This window comes from Streptomyces sp. NPDC041713 (assembly GCF_055591085.1).
In genome coordinates this window covers 246,084-262,852 of record NZ_JBVIZY010000003.1, presented here as the reverse complement: position 1 = coordinate 262,852, position 16,769 = coordinate 246,084, and the positions used below count along the sequence as shown (strand labels likewise).

Sequence of the window (16,769 nt, the reverse complement as noted above, 5' to 3'; positions counted from 1 at the left end):
GCCGACCGCACAACGGATTGAGCGAGGAGCGCACGTGGGCCTTGTCGTGCAGAAGTACGGAGGCTCCTCCGTAGCCGATGCCGAGGGCATCAAGCGGGTCGCCAAGAGAATTGTCGACGCCAAGAAGAACGGCCATCAGGTCGTTGTCGTGGTGTCGGCGATGGGCGACACGACGGATGAGTTGATCGATCTCGCCGGACAGGTATCGCCGATCCCTGCCGGACGTGAATTCGACATGCTGCTGACCGCTGGTGAGCGCATCTCCATGGCCCTGCTGGCCATGGCGATCAAGAACCTGGGCCACGAGGCCCAGTCGTTCACGGGCAGCCAGGCCGGCGTCATCACCGACTCCGTCCACAACAAAGCGCGGATCATCGACGTCACCCCGGGCCGCATCCGGACCTCGATCGACGAGGGCAACATCGCCATCGTCGCCGGGTTCCAGGGCGTCAGCCAGGAGGGCAAGAACATCACCACGCTGGGCCGCGGCGGGTCGGACACGACCGCCGTCGCCCTCGCCGCCGCCCTCGACGCCGAGGTCTGCGAGATCTACACGGACGTGGACGGCGTCTTCACCGCCGACCCCCGTGTGGTGAAGAAGGCGCGGAAGATCGACTGGATCTCGTTCGAGGACATGCTGGAGCTCGCGAGCTCCGGGTCCAAGGTGCTCCTCCACCGCTGCGTGGAGTACGCACGTCGTTACAACATCCCGATCCACGTGCGCAGCTCGTTCTCCGGGCTGCAGGGCACCTGGGTCAGCAACGAACCGCAAGGGGACCGCAAGGTGGAGCAGGCCATCATCTCCGGTGTCGCGCACGACACCTCCGAGGCCAAGATCACGGTCGTCGGTGTGCCGGACAAGCCGGGCGAGGCCGCCTCGATCTTCCGCGCCATCGCGGACGCCGAGGTCAACATCGACATGGTCGTGCAGAACGTGTCGGCCGCCTCGACGGGCCTGACCGACATCTCGTTCACCCTGCCCAAGGCCGAGGGCCGCAGGGCCATCGACGCCCTGGAGAAGACCCGCCAGTCGGTCGGCTTCGACTCGCTGCGCTACGACGACCAGATCGCGAAGATCTCCCTCGTCGGCGCGGGCATGAAGACCAACCCGGGCGTCACCGCGACCTTCTTCGAGGCGCTCAGCGACGCCGGCGTGAACATCGAGCTCATCTCGACCTCCGAGATCCGCATCTCGGTCGTCACGCGCGCCGACGACGTGAACGAGTCCGTACGGGCCGTGCACACCGCCTTCGGTCTCGACTCCGACACGGACGAGGCCGTGGTCTATGGAGGCACCGGGCGATGAACCGGAAGCCGACGCTCGCGGTCGTCGGAGCGACCGGGGCCGTCGGCACGGTCATGCTCCAGATCCTGTCGCAGCACGCCGACATCTGGGGCGAGATCAGACTCGTCGCCTCACCGCGCTCGGCCGGCAGGAAGCTGGCCGTGCGCGGTGCGGAGACCGAGGTACTGGCCCTGTCGGAGGACGTTTTCGACGGGGTCGACGTCGCCATGTTCGACGTACCCGACGAGGTCGCCGCGCAGTGGGCGCCCGTCGCCGCGGCCAAGGGCGTCGTCGTCATCGACAACTCCGCCGCCTTCCGGATGGACCCCGACGTTCCGCTCGTGGTCCCCGAGGTCAACCCGCACGCCGCGCGCGTGCGGCCGCGCGGCATCGTCGCCAACCCCAACTGCACCACCCTCTCGATGATCGTGGCCGTCGGCGCGCTGCACGCCGAGTTCGGCCTGCGCGAGCTGATCGTCTCCTCGTACCAGGCGGTGAGCGGCGCGGGCCGCGAGGGCGTCGACACGCTCCGCCGCCAGCTGCGCCTCGTCGCGGGCACGGAACTGGGCACCAGCCCCGGCGACGTACGCCGTGCGGTCGGCGACGACACCGGCCCCTTCCCCGAGCCGGTCGCGCTGAACGTGGTGCCGTGGGCCGGGACCCTGAAGGACGACGGCTGGTCCTCCGAGGAGATGAAGGTGCGGGACGAGTCCCGCAAGATCCTCGGCCTCCCCGGCCTGCGCGTCGCCGCCACCTGCGTCCGGGTGCCCGTCGTGACCACCCACTCCGCGACCGTCCACGCCCGCTTCGAGGACGAGGTCACGGTGGACAAGGCGCGCGAGATCCTCGCCACCGCCCCGGGCGTCGTCCTGTTCGACGATCCGGCCGCGGGGGAGTTCCCCACCCCCGCCGACGTGGTGGGCACCGACCCGACCTGGGTGGGCCGGGTACGGAGGTCGCTGGACGACCCGACCGCCCTGGAGCTCTTCGTGTGCGGGGACAACCTGCGCAAGGGCGCGGCGCTGAACACCGCGCAGATCGCGGAGCTGGTGGCCGCGGAGCTCATGGCCCGCGGCTGAACCGCAGGCGGGGCTCACGTCAGGCGGCTGAACCGCCGCGGCGCAGTTACGTGGTTGCGCCGACCGATTGGTATGGACCACCCTGAAGCGGGTCCCTATGAGGGATCTGTGTAAGTTCTGTGTCCAACTTGGTCACGGCGATCGCTTGAACTGGACCAGCTCCGCGTTCGAAGATTCGCGTCTGATCAATGCAACCGACGGCGGGACGGGGGGCGTCTTTAGCGGTCGCCCTCAGGGGTGGCCCGAGCGCTGTCGAAAAAATGGGGCATAGGGGAAGAGCTGGTACGCATGGGGGCATTTGATGCATCGTCACGAGCGGTGCCCACGCAGCATGCAGCAAACGCGATCCCGGATGCGTACAACCCTGATGGGGGGAAGCGTGTCCAACAAGCGTGGCAGAGGTACTCGACTTCACAGCGGTACAGGCGAGAGGCGCAGCGGCGCTGCGTCCGCCTCGCCGACCCCGCACGACCGGTGGCATGCCGGTGATCGCACCCATGCCCGCAGCGCGGCCCGCCCGCATTCCGGCGCAGCGCGAGGGCGATGACTTGCGCGTGACCGCGGGCACCACAGTCGACCATCTCACCGAGACCTACCGCGCCCACTACAGGTCGCTCCTCGGTCTCGCCGCGCTGCTCCTGGACGACACGGCGTCCTGTGAGGACGTGGTCCAGGAGGCGTTCATCCGGGTGCACTCGGCGCGCAAGCGCGTGCGTGACCCGGAGAAGACGCTCGCGTACCTGCGCCAGACCGTGGTCAACCTCTCCCGCTCCGCGCTGCGCCGCCGCATCCTCGGGCTGAAGCTTCTCTCGAAGCCGATGCCCGACATGGCGAGCGCGGAAGAGGGGGCGTACGACCAGCTGGAGCGCGACGAGCTGATCAAGGCCATGCGCGGTCTGCAGCGGCGCCAGCGCGAGGTCCTCGTGCTGCGCTACTTCGCCGACATGACCGAGGCGCAGGTCGCCGAGACCCTGGGCATATCGCTCGGCTCGGTGAAGGCGTACGGCTCGCGCGGCATCGCGGCCCTGAGGGTCGCCATGGAGGCGCCGGCATGAGTGAGCGCAAGCGTGATGAGCAGGGCGGATTTGATCGGCATGGCAGGGACGCAGACGTGAACCACGACGGCCCCGAGTGCGGGGGGCCCGAGGGCGGCGGGCCTGAGCGGGGCGGGCCCGAGCGGGCCGGGCCTGAGCGGGCCGGTGAGGGCGGTTCCGGCGCGGGTGCCGGTGGCGGTGCTGGTGCCGTTGCCGGTGGCGGTGCTGGTACCGGTTCGGCTTCCGATTCCGGTTCCGGTTCCGGTTCCGGTTCCGGTTCCGGGGAGGGTGGCCGCTCGACCGCAGCCGATTCAGCCCCTGCCTCCGACCCTGACCCCGACTCCGGATCCGGCTCCGACTCCGACTTCGGCTCCGGCTCCGGCTCCGATCTGTTCGGCTCGGACGAGCTCGCGCTGCGGCGGATGATGCGGCAGGCCGTGGAGGAGATCGAGCCGAGCGAGCGCTCCCTCGACCACCTGCGGCAGGCCGTCCCCGCCCGCAGGGCCCGCAAGCGCCAGGCGGTCGTCGGCCTCGCCGCCGCCGCGCTCTTCATCGGCACCGCCGTCCCCGCCCTGGTGCACGTCACCAACTCGGGCGGCGGCTCGGACGACCGCACCTCGATCGCCGGCAACAGCCAGGACGCCCAGGGCGGTTCGGGCCGGGGCAAGGGCCCCGACGGCGGCGAGAAGGGTTCGGGCCAGAAGCCCGGGAAGTCCAAGAGCAAGGATAAGAAGGACAAGAAGGGCAAGAAGGACGGCAAGGCGAAGGGCGGCACGGGCGGCGGCGGTACGGGATCGCCGGACCCCTCCACCTCCGAGGCCGCCAGCTCACCGGCCTGCGCCGCGACCCAGCTCGGCGCCACGGGCAGCGCGGGCACGGCAGAGGCCGACAACAAGGTCTACGGCTCCTTCCGCGTCTCCAACGTCTCCGACAGCAGTTGTACGGTCGAGGCCGCCGGCGCCGTCGGTACGGTGGCGCAGGGCGGGGCCGACCCCGCGAAGATCACGGTGGTCGACCACACGGCGGGCGACGCGGCGACCCGGCTGCCGGACCCCTCGCAGGAGGCCAGCCCGTTCGTACTGCAGCCCGGAGCGGCGTACGAGGTGCGGTTCGTCTGGGTGCCGTCGGACTCGTGTCCTTCGGACGGCGGGGAGCCGACGCCCGACCCGTCCCCGTCGGAGGGCACCAGCGGCTCGCCGGACGGCGGTACGCCCGAGGGCGTGGAGCCCCAGCTGGGGCGGACGGACGGCGGTGTGGTCGACGGCAGCGTGGTGGTCTCCCTGACCGCGGAGGCGGGCTCGCCCTCGGCGGGGGCGACGATTCCGAACGCGTGCGCCGGGACGGTGTACCGGACGGGGATCTTGCCGGCGTCGTAGGGCGTGGGTGTGGGTGTGGGGCCGAGTCTGCTCAGGCCCCGACGGGCCGGCTGCCCTCGGACGTCTCCTCGTTCGCTTCCGGGTCCGGGTCCGGGAGCAGGCCCAGGCGGGCGTCGCGGGCGAACTCGGCCTCGCGGCGGAAGAGGCGGAACCACATGAAGACGACGAACCCGGCGAAGACGAACCACTCACCGGTGTAGCCGAGGTTCTGGAAGGCCTTCAGGTCGAGCCCGGTGTTGTTGGGCGCGGCGGCCGGGACGGCCTTCATGCCGGAGTCGGCCTTGCCGAGGGTGATCCACGCGTCGTACATGTCGTCGGGGACGAGGTTGACGAGCGACGCCGAGCTGATCGCGCCCAGCTGGCCCCGGGGCAGGCCGCCCGCGGCGCTGACCCCGTTGGAGCCGGGGCTCTCCGAGGCCTGCAGCGCGCCGGTGACGGTGACCTCGCCCTTGGGGGCGGCCGGGGCCTTCGCGGCGCTCGCGTCGCCGGGGAGCCAGCCGCGGACGACGGGCAGCGACTTTCCGCCGTCCGTACGGAGCAGCGTCAGGACGTAGAAACCGCGCTTGTCGTCCAACTCGCGGTCGGGTACGAGGAGTTGCCTGCCGTAACGGCCGGTGGCCGTGGCCTGCTCGCCCGAGGTCTCCTTGTCGACGGGGAGCAGCGAGTCGAGGGGCCTGCCCTCGGTGTTCCGCTCCCTGTCCTGCTCGGCGACCTGGTCCTTGGCGGACTCGTGGTCCTGTACGCGGTCCTCGAAGCGGCCGAGCTGCCAGGAGCCCATGAAGATGCAGAAGGGGATGGCCAGCACGACGAAGACGTTGATCCCCCACCAGCGGGGCGTCAGCAGAAACCGGTACACACTTCCACGGTACGGGGCCCCTGCGGGGGGCTTGGCCGTGGGGTCCTGGGTCACCCTGCGGGTCGCCTGCGGCGGGCTGGACGTCGACCGGCGGCACCAGTCGCCCCCGGGTCCCGCCGAGCCCAGAGATGCCTCCGCCCCCTACGACGCCCAGCCCCGCCGCTACGCAGCGGAAGCCCCCCACCCACCCGTCCTACCCGCACTGGACGGTGCCGGGTGAACGGGTGGGTGGGTGGGATCAATCCGCCGCGAAGCGGCGGGACAGGCCGCCGCAGGCGGCGAATCCACCCCCGGCCTCAGCGGGCCACCCCAGCCGGCACCCCCACAGGCGACCAGCCCGCCGCAGGCGACTGGCCCGCCGCCAGGCGAGCCCCCGTTCAAGCCCGCCGCACATGGCGCCCCGCAAAGTCCAACTCCAACCGCACCTGCTTGATCCGCTCGTCCACGACCAGTGACCCGTGGCCCGCGTCGTAGCGGTACACCTCGTGGGTCGCGCCGCGGGCCGCGAGGCGGTCCACGTAGTTGTCGATCTGGCGGATCGGGCACCGGGGGTCGTTGACGCCCGCCGAGATGTAGACCGGGGCCTTCACCTCGTCCACGTACGTCAGCGGGGACGACGCGCGGAACCGCTCCGGGACCTCCTCAGGCGTGCCGCCGAGCAACGTGCGGTCCATCGCCTTCAGCGCCTCCATCTCGTCGTGATACGCCGTCACGTAGTCCGCGACGGGCACCGCCGCCAGGCCCACTGCCCAGGCGTCCGGCTGCGTGCCGAGGCCGAGCAGGGTGAGGTAGCCGCCCCAGGAGCCGCCCGAGAGGATCAGGCGGTCGGGGTCCGCGAGGCCCGACGTCACCGCCCATTCCCGGACCGCCGCGATGTCCTCGAGCTCGATGAGTCCGACGCGGTGCTTGAGCGCGTCCGTCCACTCCCGGCCGTACCCGGTCGAGCCGCGGTAGTTCACCCGTACCACCGCGTACCCGTGGTCGATCCAGGCCGCCGGGCCCGCCGCGAAGGAGTCGCTGTCGTGCCAGGTGGGGCCGCCGTGCACCTCGAAGACGGTGGGGAGCGGACCCGAGGAGCCCGCGGGCCGCTGCACGAGCGCGTGGATGCGGCCGCCGGGGCCCTCCACCCACACGTCCTCCACGGGAACGGATTTCGGCGCCTTCATGCCGGGCGGGTCCAGGACCACGTCACCCGATGTGGAGCGGACCACCGGCGGCTCGGCGGCCGAGGACCACATGTACTCCACGGTGCCGTCGGGCCGGGCCGTCGCGCCCGACACCGATCCCGCGGGCGTCTCGATGCGGACCAGGTCGCGCGAGGCGAGGTCGTAGCGGAACAGCTCGCCGCGCGCCTCGAAGCCGTGCGCGATCAGCAGGGCCGAGCCGTCGGGATACCACTCGGCGCTCACGTCGCCCGGCAGGCCGAGCGCGAGGTCGCTCTCCTCGCCGCTCGCCACGTCCCACACCATCGGCTCCCAGCGGCCCCGCCGCTGGTGCCCGATCAGCAGGCGCGTGTCACCGTCGACCGGCGCGAAGCCGAGGACCTCCAGGCCGAGCTCGACCGTGCCGCCCTTGGTGTCGTCCAGCTCTGCGACGGTCGAGCCGTCCGCGCGGATCACCCGCAGCGCGGAGTGCATCGCGTCGCCGTGCTCCGTGTGCTCGACGGCGATCAGGGCGCCGTCGTGCGACAGGTCGCCGACGCCGGCCGACTCACGGTGGCGGTACACCTCTACGGGGGCGGGGGCACCGGGACGTACGACATGGATCGTCGAGCCCTCCTCGTCCGTCGAGCGGCCGACGACCACCGTCCCGCCGTCCCTGCCGAGGGCGAGCCCCGCGGGGTACGAGGCGTCGAGGCCCGGCACCGCGGGCTCGTCGGGTCCGCCGCCGAAGGGCTGGCGCATCCACACGCCGAACTCGTCGCCGTCCTTGTCGTTGAACCACCAGACCCACTCGCCGTCCGGCGACAGGACGCCGTCCGTCGTGCCGTTCGGCCGGTCGGTCACCTGGCGCTGGGCGCCGGTGGTCCGGTCCCACGCGTACAACTCGTACGTCCCCGTCGCGTTCGACACGAACAGGGAGCGCTGCGGGGCGTCCTCCGCCCAGTCCGGCAGCGACACCCGGGGCGCCCTGAACCGCTTCTCCCAGTCCGGCATGGACGTCGACCCTGTCGCCTTCTCGGCACCCGTATCGCTCATGCCCCCCATAGTGCACGGCCCCGCCGACAAACCGCCGACGGGAGTCCCCAGCCTGTGGATAACTTTCCGGCGCCGCGTACTTCCCGCGTACGAACCGCACTACGTGCCGCCCCTCACCCCACCCTCACGGCAGCGGCGACGGCGGCCGCAGCCAGCCCTCACGTTCGGGCGCGAACTCGCCCAGCTCCCGCCAGTCCCACGCCCGCAGCACCTCCCGCCCCAGATCGTCGTCCCGCTTGATGACGGTGACGACCACCTCGGACGTGTGCCGGGTCAGAAGCAGCGTCCGCAGCCGCGCGGCCACGCCCGTCCTGCGCCCGGCGGGCGACACCATCAGCTCGCCGAGCCGGAACACCCGCCCCGACGCGGTCTGTTCCGCGACCTCCGCGGGCAGGACGCCCCGGAACCCCTCCCACCACTCGCCGCTGCGCTCGGCGCGGTAGCCGTAGAGGCAGCCGACGAGGCCCGCCGCGTCGGCCACCACCATGTCGAAGTCGGTCTGCTGCACGTCATGTTCGAACCGCCGCAGGAAGTCCTGCCGACCCCCCTGTCCGGACCCGCCCGAGCCCCGAAAGCTCTCTACGTAGAGGTCGGCCACGGCCTCACGCTGCTGCTCCGCCTGCCAACGGCTCAGCCGTCGCAGGAACACCTCTGGCATGTGCGCCTCCCCGTCCGCCCCGCCGAGGGCGTACCCCCCGCACCCTGGACTCCGCATGGTGACAGCACGGAAGGGCGAGCGGAACGGGGCGGCGGGCCGGAAGCCAGGTCGGAGGCCGCTGCGGAAACCGGGTCGGTGAACCCCTTTGTCGGCGGGGCGCTTAACCTGGGCGGAAATGGGCAGGCGGCAGTTGTCGTCCCCGTTCGATGTCCCCGACCGAAGGTGAACTTGTGAGGCCGCCTACACAGTTGACTGCAGCGTCTACGCATGAGGCAGCGCGCCCCGCGGGCCCCCGGGAAGAGATGTCCGGCAGCGAACTGCCGTGGGTCGAAGACGCCGGCAAGGTCGCGCCGCAGGACGCGCGCGCCCTGTCGAAGATCTTCTTCGACCGGCTCCAGACCCTCGAAGAGGGCACCCACGAGTATCAGTACGCGCGCAACACCCTGATCGAGATGAACCTGTCGCTCGTGCATTTCGCGGCCGCGCGGTTCCGCGGCGGCAGCACGGACTCCGACGACATCGTGCAGGTCGGCACGATCGGCCTGATAAAGGCCATCGACCGCTTCGAGCTCTCCCGTGACGTCGCGTTCAGCACCTTCGCGCTGCCCTACATCACCGGCGAGATCAAGCGGTTCTTCCGCGACACCACCTGGGCCGTGCACGTGCCGCGCCGCCTCCAGGAGCTCCGGGTCGACCTGGCCAAGGCCAAGGAGCTGCTCGGCGGCGAGCTGGACCGCGAGCCCACCGTGCGCGAGCTCGCCGCGTACCTCGACCTCACCGAGCGCGAGGTCAACGACGGCCTCGTCGCCTCGAACGGCTATACGGCGGGCTCCATCGACATGCCCGTCGGCCAGGACGACGGCACCCAGGGACGCGACTACGCCGACGTCCTCGGCGAGGACGACCCCGCGCTCGACCTCTTCGAGGAGCTGCACACCCTGGCGCCCCTCATCGAGCAACTGGACGACCGCGAGCGCCACATCATCGAGATGCGCTTCGGCCGCGAGATGACCCAGGCGCAGATCGGCGAGGTGCTCGGCATCTCCCAGATGCACGTCTCGCGCCTGCTCACGCGCACCCTCGCCAAGCTGCGCTCGGGCATGCTCACCGAGACCTGATCCAGACCTGATCCCCCGCAGCGGCGCCGGCCCCGTTACCGGCGCCGCTCGCATTTCACCCGTACGTCGACGCGCAGCGGCCGGGGAGCGACCGCGGCGCGCGCCTCGGCCACCGTCTCCCGGGCCAGCCGGCGCAGTACGTCCTGCGGGGCGCTGTCCGGCGCCAGAACGACCGTGATGCGGGCACGCAGCCCCCGCCGGCTTCCTCGGAGGCGTACGCGCGCGTGGGCGACGCCCTGGACGGCACGGGTCCGCTCGGTCATCGCCGCGGCGAGCGCGGACCCGGAGAGGGTGATGTCGGGGCGGCCCAGGGGCAGTTCGCGCAGCCGTCCGCCGCGGAGCTGCGCGAGGGCCCAGCCGAGGAACAGGAGTACGCCGACGGAGAGCGCGGCGACGACCAGCGCCGTCCACCCCTCGTGGCCGCGCCACCGGCTCAGGTCGTCCCCGTCGAGCCACACCCGGTCGGCGCCGAGCCGCGGCGCGCCGGACGGCAGCCGGTCCCGTACGGGGTCGGTCGCGGACGCGAGGACGGCCCCCGCACCGAGCAGCGCCGCCGCCGCGCAGACCAGGGCGGCGCGGTTGATCCCGCCACGCATCCGGCTCATCGACCACCGCCCCCTTGCCCGGAACGGTCACCGGTCACGGGATCCGTGGCCGGCGCGGGCACCACGGATGCCGCGCCCTCAGTCACAGGAGCCGCCCCCTCAGTCACAGGGGCCACCCCCGCACCCGTATCCACTCCCACCGGGTCCCGCCCCGTAGCCGCCCCCACCGGGTCCCGCCACACCGGCTCCGGAGCCACCCGTACCCGCAGCCGTGGCTGTCGTGCCGTGCCCCAGGACGCCACCGTCCGTTCCACCACGTCCCGCACCGCCCGCCGCGCCACGTCCAGTTGGCCGAAAGTGAGCCCGGCACGCACGCGGACGACCCGGCGGCCGACCGACACCCGCACCCGGCCGACCCCGGGCAGCTCCGACACCGCGTCCCGCACCAGCGCGGCCGCCGCACGCCGGTCGAGCGTCGCACGGAGCTCCGGCACGGGCTCGCGCATCGGGAGCCGGCCGCGCAGCCCCGGCGTGACGGCGAGCACCAGCAGCCACACGCCGAGCACGAGCACGGCGAACGCGGCCACGAGGCCCGGCCAGGCGCTGCTGTCCGGGCCGTGCGTGGTGAGCCACCGCAACAGGTCCACCCGCCACCGCGCGGGCGCCCGCCCCGCCGCGTGCACGGCGAGGACGTCGTACAGGAGGACCCCGCAGACCAGGGCGGCCAGCAGCGCCAGAGCCCCGACGGGGAGCCGCCGTTGCCCCCACGGCCGCCGCACCCGGCGCCCGCCTTCACCCGCCCCGAGACCGTCCTCCGCCGCCTCGACCGCCTCGACGGCCCGCCCACCCGGTACGGGCTCCGCGTCCCGCGCACCCCGCACCCGCAGCCCGCCCACCCGTATCCGCGGCGAGGGCACCGCGAGCCCGGTGAGCCGGTGCGTGCGGTCGGCGACGTGCGACCGCACGCGTTCGCCCGCGTCGTCGAGGACCTCGGGGTACGGCAGCGTCACGGTGACGGCGACCCGCGCGCGGCGCCCGCGTACCGACGCCGCACTCCGGGTGGCCCGCACCTCATAGGGGGCGAGCGCCTCCGTGGCGGCCTGCTCCGCGATGCGGCGCACCGCGCGGTCGGCGACGGTCGTCGAGCCGCGCTCCCCGGCCGGGGTGCTCATCGCCGCCCCCGGTCACGGCCGCCGAGGAAGCCCCGTATGTCCGTGCCGTCGTCCACCAGGCGCCCCACCAGGAAGCCGACCGCGCCCAGCGCGGCGACCAGGAGGAAGGCACCGAAGCCGCCGAACCACCCGGCGAATCCCAGGGCCATCCCGGCCACCATGCCCACCAGAGCTGTGCTCACCACTCACCCCTCACCACAGAAGAAGACATCGCTGCCGTACCCCGGGCCGGACGTGGAATGCCTACTCCACGCGCGTCTCGCCGGAAGAGTCCGCGCCCTCGTCGTCGGGCAGGCGCACGTCGTTGACCGCGACGTTGACCTCGACGACCTCCAGGCCGGTGATGCGCTCCACCGCGGCGATGACGTTCTCGCGCACGTCGTGGGCGACGTCGGTGATGGGCACGCCGTACTCGACGACGATGTCCAGGTCGATGGCCGTCTGCCGCTCGCCGACCTCGACCTTCACGCCGCGTCCGACGTTGGGGCGGCCACCGGGGACGCGGTCGCGGACGGCGCCGAGGGTGCGGGAGAGGCCGCCGCCCATGTCGAACACGCCGGGGATCTCCCGCGCGGCCATCCCGGCGATCTTCACCACCACGACGTCGGCGATGGAGGTCTTGCCGCGGGTCGCGGCCGGCTCGGCGGCGCCGGTGCGGCCCGTCACGGTGGTGCTGCCCGGCACGGTCTGGGTGGCGCCGGGAAAGCCCGTCCCCTCGCCGCCTGTCGTGGTTGTCTTCGAAGTGATGTCCTGAGTCGCCATGAAGCCATCTCCTCGTCGTGGAAACCTTCGGGGGCCGGGTGCCCGGCCCCGCTCCTGTCTGACACACACGGATGTCGTTCGTTACGCGGGTCGGCCGGATTTCTCCTCCGGATCGCCCGCCCGCGTCGCGTAACGCGGCAGGACGCCGCAGTGTCATAGGGGTACGACCTGAGTGCCGCAACGGAGAGGAGCCGCGTGTGCCGGGGGACCGGGACGGCGCGCGAGAGGAAGCGGACGATTCCTCACGGCGCGAGGACAGACTGCTGGCCGTACGGGCCTCGGAGGGCGACGAAGAGGCCTTCGAGGAGCTCGTGCGCCGCCATGTGCCCGCCCTGCTGCGGCTCGCGACCCGGCTGCTCGGCAGCCGCACGGAGGCCGAGGACGCCGTGCAGGAGTCCTTCGTGAGCGCCTGGCGCAAGCTGCCCGAGTTCCGCAAGGACGCGCAGTTCGGCACGTGGATGCACCGCATCGTCACCAACCGGTGCCTCAATCTGCTGCGGGCCCGCCGCCCCTCCGTGGACCTGGGCGAGGTCCCCGAGCCGCAGGCACCCGAGCACGAGGCGTCGCCCTCCCGGGTGGTCGAGTCGCACGCCGCCGTGGCGGACCTCGGCCGGGCGATGGAGGGCCTCTCCCCCGAGCAGCGCGTGTGCTGGGTGCTGCGCGAGCTGAACGGCCTCGCCTACGAAACCATCGCCGAGACGGTCGGCATCAGTCCGGAGGCGGTCCGGGGCCGCGTCTTCAGGGCGCGGCGCTATCTCACGGAGGCGATGGCCGCATGGCGGTGAACGAGGACCACGGGCCGGACGGAGCGATGACGGACGAACCGAACGAACTGCTGCCCTGCGGTCGGGACGTGTGGAGCGTCTGGGAGCGCGCGGAGAACGGCGAGCCCGACCCGCACGCCGAGACCTGCCCGCACTGCACCGAGGCGCTGGACACGCTGCGACGCCTGGAGGACGTCGTGTCGGCCGCCCGCGATAGCGACCCGAGGGAGCCGGAGCCCGACGCCGCCGCGCTGGTCGGCCGCGTCATGGACGTGGTGCGCCTCGAACTGCGGCCGGGCCGCACCCTGCCGCTGGGCGAGCGGGAGGAGGACGCGTGGATTGTGGAGGCCGCGGCGGCCCGTACCGTCCGCGCCGCCGCGGAGACCCTGCCGGGCGTACGGGCGGGCAGCTGCCGCATCGAGCCGCTCACCGGGGACGACCGGGCGCTGCTCGGGCCCGCGCGCCGCTCGCGCGAGCCGGTGCGTGTGCGGATCTCCGTGGCCGTGGCCCTCACATGGAACCTCCAAGCGGTCGCCGAGCAGGTCCGCGACCGGGTCCTCGCGGCGGTGGACGACGAGCTCGGGATGCGCGTCGCGACCGTCGACGTGACGATCGCCGACCTCATGGACGACGCCGACGACACCGAAGACCCCGACACCGCGCGGGACGGCGTGGAGAGGCGGCAGCCGTGACCGAACGACTCACCTCCGGTGCGCTGACCGAGGCCGTGCGGGAGGCGGTCCTCGGCACTCCGGGCGTCGCCTTCCTGCGTCCGGGCGTGGCCGAACTCCTGCGCGCGTCCAACCCGCTGACCAGGACGGCGGGAGCGGCGGCCGCCCTCGGCACCTCGTCCCGTTCCTCGGGCGTACGGGTCACCGGCGGCCGCGGCGAACCCTGGAACGCCGACATCCGCGTGGTCCTGCGCCGGGGCCACCGCGCCCTGGACGTCACCCGCGCGGTGCGCGCCGCGGTGACCGAGGCCCTCCTCGGGCTGACCGGCGACAGCCTGACCGGCGACGGCCTGACCGGCGACGCGGAGCCCCCGCGGGTCTCGGTGACGGTGACCGGCCGCGTATGACCGTACGGCTCAGGCGAAGGTCACGTCGGCCGAGGTGCGGGCGAGCGGATTCTCCTGGGGCGTACGGGCGTTCATGTCCAGCATCGTCACGGTGACGGAGGCCTTGGTGCCCTTGGGCCCGGCCCCGGAGAGCGCGCGCTGCCACGGGTGGGCGGTGGCGCTGCCGTCGCAGGACGCGGAGAACGTGTGCTGGATGGCGGTGTTCGACGTGGACGTCTTCGGGACGGGCGTGCCGGGGATGCCCAGCCACTGGTAGAGGTTCTTCACGGTCTCGGTCTCGGCCGCGGTGAGCGGCCGCGTCTGCTGCGTCCGCAGCGCGACCCGCAGCCGTACGGGGCCGGTGAACCCCTCGCACGTGTACGTGCCCGAGAGGACCGCACGCGAGCCGTCCGCGCTGGTGCGGGCCGTCGTGTTGAGGGTGAGCGCGTGCCGTGGGGCCGCGCTCGCCGCACCGGGAGCCAGGGCCGTCAGCGCGGCCACCGTCGTCACGAGGATTGTCTTCACGCTTCGCTGCACCGCGGGGACCGGCCCTTCCGGGAGGGGAGACATGGCCACCCCATGGAACCCCGCCGCCGCCGGGCTTCCCGGTAGCCACACGGTGACGGGCGGGTCCGCTGGGCCGGCAGGGTGGCCGGCCGGGAGCCGGACGGGAGCCGGACGGGCGGCCGTCTAGGCCGTCAGCGGGACGCGGGCGACGACGCGTTTGCCGCCGCCGGGAAGGTGCGTCACGCTCACGTCGTCGGCGAGCCGGCAGACGGTGGGCCATCCGTGGCCGCCGCTCATGAGGAGGGCCGTCCGGGGGCGGGTCACCGGCACCTCGTCGCTGCCGTCCTCGACGGCGATCTCGACGTGGCCGGACCGCACGCGGCACGTGAAGCCGCGCAGGCCGCCGGCGTGCCGGATCGCGTTGGTGACCAGTTCCGAGGTGACCAGGACGGCATCGGTGAAGGCCATCTCACCGACCGGCTCGTCTTCTTGGCGCAGCACCGCGCGTACGGCGTCCCGGGCCGCGGCCGGGCTCTGGGGGCAGCTGAGGAGTGCGGCGTCCGGCCTGCTGACAGTGGTCACAGCGCATCACATCCACCGATCTCGTGGGCTGGTCCCTTCCGATTGCCCCGGGGCGGTACGAGCACACGCGCCGTACGAGCCATTCGCCCGAATAGGTAGGAAATGCACAAGGGCCGCCACGGTCATCCGTGGCGGCCGTCGCACGAGCCGAAGTGGTGGTGATCGTGGTCCCGGCGTACGAACGCCCACCACGCTGAGAGGTCCGTCAGACGGCCGAGGGTGCCCGCCGGACGCGGCGGGCGGGTGGCGCTGCCGGGGGGACGGGGAAGGCGCCGTCAACGATGTGCTGCGGGCCTTCCCCGGCGACGCCCCCCGGCCACGGCGGGGTGCGTGCGGATCAGTGGTTGCCGGTGCCGTTGCCCGAGAGCAGCGGGATGTCCTCCAGGATGTGCGACAGCGGCTCGTCGCCCTTGGCCTGGGTGGAGTTCTCGGTGCACTGCTGGTTCTGCGGGGCGGAGAGGACGTTGATGTCCTGGACCGCGATCGGCACCAGGCCGACGAGGGAACCGGCGTTGACCTTGGCCGGGAGGCCGATGCAGGGCTTGTTGAGCGAGCCCTGGACCAGGGACATCTGGGGGCTCATGTTGCCGTGCGTGGAGGAGTTGCCAAAGGTCTGCTCGGCGCCGTTGCCGCTGACCGAGGTGGTGCCCTGGTCGTCGCCGATGGCGAGGGCCTGCGGGGCGGTGGCGGCGGACATGCCGGCGACGGAAGCGGCGAGGGCGGCCGTCGCGAACAGCTTCTTCATGGTGTTGATGTTCCCTTCGAAGAGAGGCTCCGCATCGGAGCCGCATGACGATCAACTGACTGAGGGGGCAGCGGTTGCGGCCAGTGACCCGTTCAGAGCATTAATGTGCTGAACGCCAGGGCGGGTGATCTCGCGCACCGAATTCCCGCGAACTCCCGTACGGGGGAAGGAATATGGGACATCCCGAACGGCAGTGCAGGCAGGTGAGCGCGCCGGGTCCGTCGTTCGGACGATTCTCCATGCCGCCGGGGCCCTCGCCGCGTTGAACAGTCGTGACGAGGACATATGGCTGACCGCGCAGGGTCCTGGAAGCGGCTGGGCGTCATTCCGGTGAGCAGGCAATCCCCGGAGAGCCGTACGGATCCCATCTACGAATCCCTGATCAGGAACTGGCGGGAGCAGGGAAAGACGCTTCCCGGGCGCCCCGATCCCGAATGGACGAGCCTGGTCGACCGCGATCCGTGGCCACGTTACTGACCGCCCGTCCGGCCCCGCGGAAACAGCACGGGGGAAACACCTCAGCGGAAACAGCTCAGCGGGCCGCCATCGTACAAATGGCGGCCCGCTGCACGGTGTTGAGGGTCAGTCGTTGTTCACGCCGTTGCCGGAAAGGACCGGCAGGTCGCTCAGGATGTGCGACAGCGGCTCGTCGCCCTTGGCCTGCGTCGAGTTCTCGGTGCACTGCTGGTTCTGCGGCGCCGACAGGATCGGGATGTCCTGGACGGCGATCGGCACCAGGCCGACGAGGGAACCGATGTTGGCCTTCGCGGGCAGGCCGATGCAGGGCTTGTTGAGCGAACCCTGGATGAGCGCCATCTGCGGGCTCATGTTTCCGTACGTGGCGGAGTTGCCGAACGACTGCATGGCGTTGTTGCCGCTCATGGTCTCGGTGCCACCGTCGTTGCCGATGGCGAGCGCCGTGGGGGCCGCGGCAGCCGACATGCCGACGACGGAAGCCGTCACCGCGGCAGCGGTCATAACCTTCTTCAGCACAGGTTTTCCCTTCTGAGTGAGCCCCGTCCAAGGAGCAA

19 protein-coding genes are annotated in these 16,769 nt (G+C 72.2%); 8 read left to right on the top strand and 11 right to left on the bottom strand.

Going from position 1 to position 16,769, the window contains the following annotated elements; genetic code table 11:
- The first annotated feature begins 34 nt into the window (after window positions 1-34).
- From ACZ6CV_RS10755 to ACZ6CV_RS10740, 4 genes are all read left to right on the top strand, one after another.
- Entirely contained in the window at window positions 35-1,306 is a 1,272-nt protein-coding gene (locus ACZ6CV_RS10755; RefSeq protein ID WP_355810719.1) for an aspartate kinase, read from the top strand.
- Window positions 1,303-2,364 (top strand): aspartate-semialdehyde dehydrogenase, encoded by a 1,062-nt coding sequence (locus ACZ6CV_RS10750; RefSeq protein ID WP_469250501.1) that lies wholly within the window; start codon window positions 1,303-1,305, stop codon window positions 2,362-2,364. Before ACZ6CV_RS10755 ends, ACZ6CV_RS10750 begins: the two co-directional genes overlap by 4 nt.
- A 392-nt stretch (window positions 2,365-2,756) precedes the next feature.
- Window positions 2,757-3,419, top strand: coding sequence for a SigE family RNA polymerase sigma factor (locus tag ACZ6CV_RS10745; protein ID WP_355810724.1), 663 nt, complete (start codon window positions 2,757-2,759; stop codon window positions 3,417-3,419).
- Window positions 3,416-4,774 carry a hypothetical protein gene (locus tag ACZ6CV_RS10740; protein ID WP_469250500.1) on the top strand — a complete coding sequence of 453 codons (1,359 nt, stop codon included), beginning with the start codon at window positions 3,416-3,418 and terminating at the stop codon, window positions 4,772-4,774. Before ACZ6CV_RS10745 ends, ACZ6CV_RS10740 begins: the two co-directional genes overlap by 4 nt.
- A gap of 31 nt (window positions 4,775-4,805) precedes the next feature.
- Here the strand turns inward: ACZ6CV_RS10740 and ACZ6CV_RS10735 are convergent, their stop codons facing one another.
- From ACZ6CV_RS10735 to ACZ6CV_RS10725, 3 genes are all read right to left on the bottom strand, one after another.
- On the bottom strand, window positions 4,806-5,630 hold the full coding sequence (locus ACZ6CV_RS10735; protein WP_469250499.1) for an SURF1 family protein: 825 nt from the start codon (window positions 5,628-5,630) through the stop codon (window positions 4,806-4,808).
- Window positions 5,631-6,007: 377 nt separating this feature from the next.
- Window positions 6,008-7,828 (bottom strand): S9 family peptidase, encoded by a 1,821-nt coding sequence (locus ACZ6CV_RS10730; RefSeq protein ID WP_469250498.1) that lies wholly within the window; start codon window positions 7,826-7,828, stop codon window positions 6,008-6,010.
- Window positions 7,829-7,952: 124 nt separating this feature from the next.
- On the bottom strand, window positions 7,953-8,486 hold the full coding sequence (locus ACZ6CV_RS10725; RefSeq protein WP_469250497.1) for a GNAT family N-acetyltransferase: 534 nt from the start codon (window positions 8,484-8,486) through the stop codon (window positions 7,953-7,955).
- Between the two features lie 302 nt (window positions 8,487-8,788).
- On the opposite strand from ACZ6CV_RS10725, the gene ACZ6CV_RS10720 reads away from it, so the two are divergent.
- The gene (locus ACZ6CV_RS10720; RefSeq protein ID WP_469250496.1) at window positions 8,789-9,604 is read left to right on the top strand and encodes an RNA polymerase sigma factor SigF; all 816 of its coding nucleotides are present in this window, start codon (window positions 8,789-8,791) and stop codon (window positions 9,602-9,604) included.
- Window positions 9,605-9,639: 35 nt separating this feature from the next.
- Here ACZ6CV_RS10720 and ACZ6CV_RS10715 read toward each other — a convergent pair whose 3' ends face one another.
- The 4 genes from ACZ6CV_RS10715 to ACZ6CV_RS10700 all read right to left on the bottom strand — a co-directional run bounded on the left by ACZ6CV_RS10715 (window position 9,640) and on the right by ACZ6CV_RS10700 (window position 12,083).
- A complete protein-coding gene (locus ACZ6CV_RS10715; protein ID WP_469250495.1) occupies window positions 9,640-10,209 on the bottom strand; it encodes an Asp23/Gls24 family envelope stress response protein in 570 nt (189 codons plus the stop codon).
- A complete protein-coding gene (locus ACZ6CV_RS10710; protein ID WP_469250494.1) occupies window positions 10,206-11,321 on the bottom strand; it encodes a DUF6286 domain-containing Asp23/Gls24 family envelope stress response protein in 1,116 nt (371 codons plus the stop codon). The genes ACZ6CV_RS10715 and ACZ6CV_RS10710 overlap by 4 nt, the downstream gene beginning before the upstream one ends.
- A complete protein-coding gene (locus ACZ6CV_RS10705; RefSeq protein WP_355810746.1) occupies window positions 11,318-11,503 on the bottom strand; it encodes a hypothetical protein in 186 nt (61 codons plus the stop codon). Before ACZ6CV_RS10705 ends, ACZ6CV_RS10710 begins: the two co-directional genes overlap by 4 nt.
- Window positions 11,504-11,564: 61 nt before the next feature.
- A complete protein-coding gene (locus ACZ6CV_RS10700) occupies window positions 11,565-12,083 on the bottom strand; it encodes an Asp23/Gls24 family envelope stress response protein (RefSeq protein WP_469250493.1) in 519 nt (172 codons plus the stop codon).
- A gap of 260 nt (window positions 12,084-12,343) precedes the next feature.
- Here ACZ6CV_RS10700 and ACZ6CV_RS10695 point away from each other — a divergent pair, with 260 nt between their 5' ends.
- The 3 genes from ACZ6CV_RS10695 to ACZ6CV_RS10685 are packed head-to-tail and all read left to right on the top strand — an operon-like array spanning window position 12,344 to window position 13,925.
- Window positions 12,344-12,868, top strand: a complete 525-nt coding sequence (locus ACZ6CV_RS10695) for an RNA polymerase sigma factor (RefSeq protein ID WP_469250888.1) — start codon at window positions 12,344-12,346, stop codon at window positions 12,866-12,868.
- Window positions 12,859-13,539: an Asp23/Gls24 family envelope stress response protein gene (locus ACZ6CV_RS10690; RefSeq protein ID WP_469250492.1), complete on the top strand. Its 681-nt coding sequence runs from the start codon at window positions 12,859-12,861 to the stop codon at window positions 13,537-13,539. Before ACZ6CV_RS10695 ends, ACZ6CV_RS10690 begins: the two co-directional genes overlap by 10 nt.
- Entirely contained in the window at window positions 13,536-13,925 is a 390-nt protein-coding gene (locus ACZ6CV_RS10685; RefSeq protein WP_469250491.1) for an Asp23/Gls24 family envelope stress response protein, read from the top strand. The genes ACZ6CV_RS10690 and ACZ6CV_RS10685 overlap by 4 nt, the downstream gene beginning before the upstream one ends.
- Window positions 13,926-13,934: 9 nt before the next feature.
- Here ACZ6CV_RS10685 and ACZ6CV_RS10680 read toward each other — a convergent pair whose 3' ends face one another.
- The 4 genes from ACZ6CV_RS10680 to ACZ6CV_RS10665 form a co-directional block, all read right to left on the bottom strand.
- Entirely contained in the window at window positions 13,935-14,429 is a 495-nt protein-coding gene (locus tag ACZ6CV_RS10680) for a hypothetical protein (protein ID WP_469250490.1), read from the bottom strand.
- 165 nt (window positions 14,430-14,594) lie between these two features.
- Window positions 14,595-14,993, bottom strand: a complete 399-nt coding sequence (locus tag ACZ6CV_RS10675; protein WP_469250489.1) for an ATP-binding protein — start codon at window positions 14,991-14,993, stop codon at window positions 14,595-14,597.
- A gap of 337 nt (window positions 14,994-15,330) precedes the next feature.
- Window positions 15,331-15,738: a rodlin gene (locus tag ACZ6CV_RS10670; RefSeq protein WP_469250488.1), complete on the bottom strand. Its 408-nt coding sequence runs from the start codon at window positions 15,736-15,738 to the stop codon at window positions 15,331-15,333.
- Between the two features lie 582 nt (window positions 15,739-16,320).
- Window positions 16,321-16,731 carry a rodlin gene (locus ACZ6CV_RS10665; RefSeq protein WP_469250487.1) on the bottom strand — a complete coding sequence of 137 codons (411 nt, stop codon included), beginning with the start codon at window positions 16,729-16,731 and terminating at the stop codon, window positions 16,321-16,323.
- Window positions 16,732-16,769 lie beyond the last annotated feature (38 nt).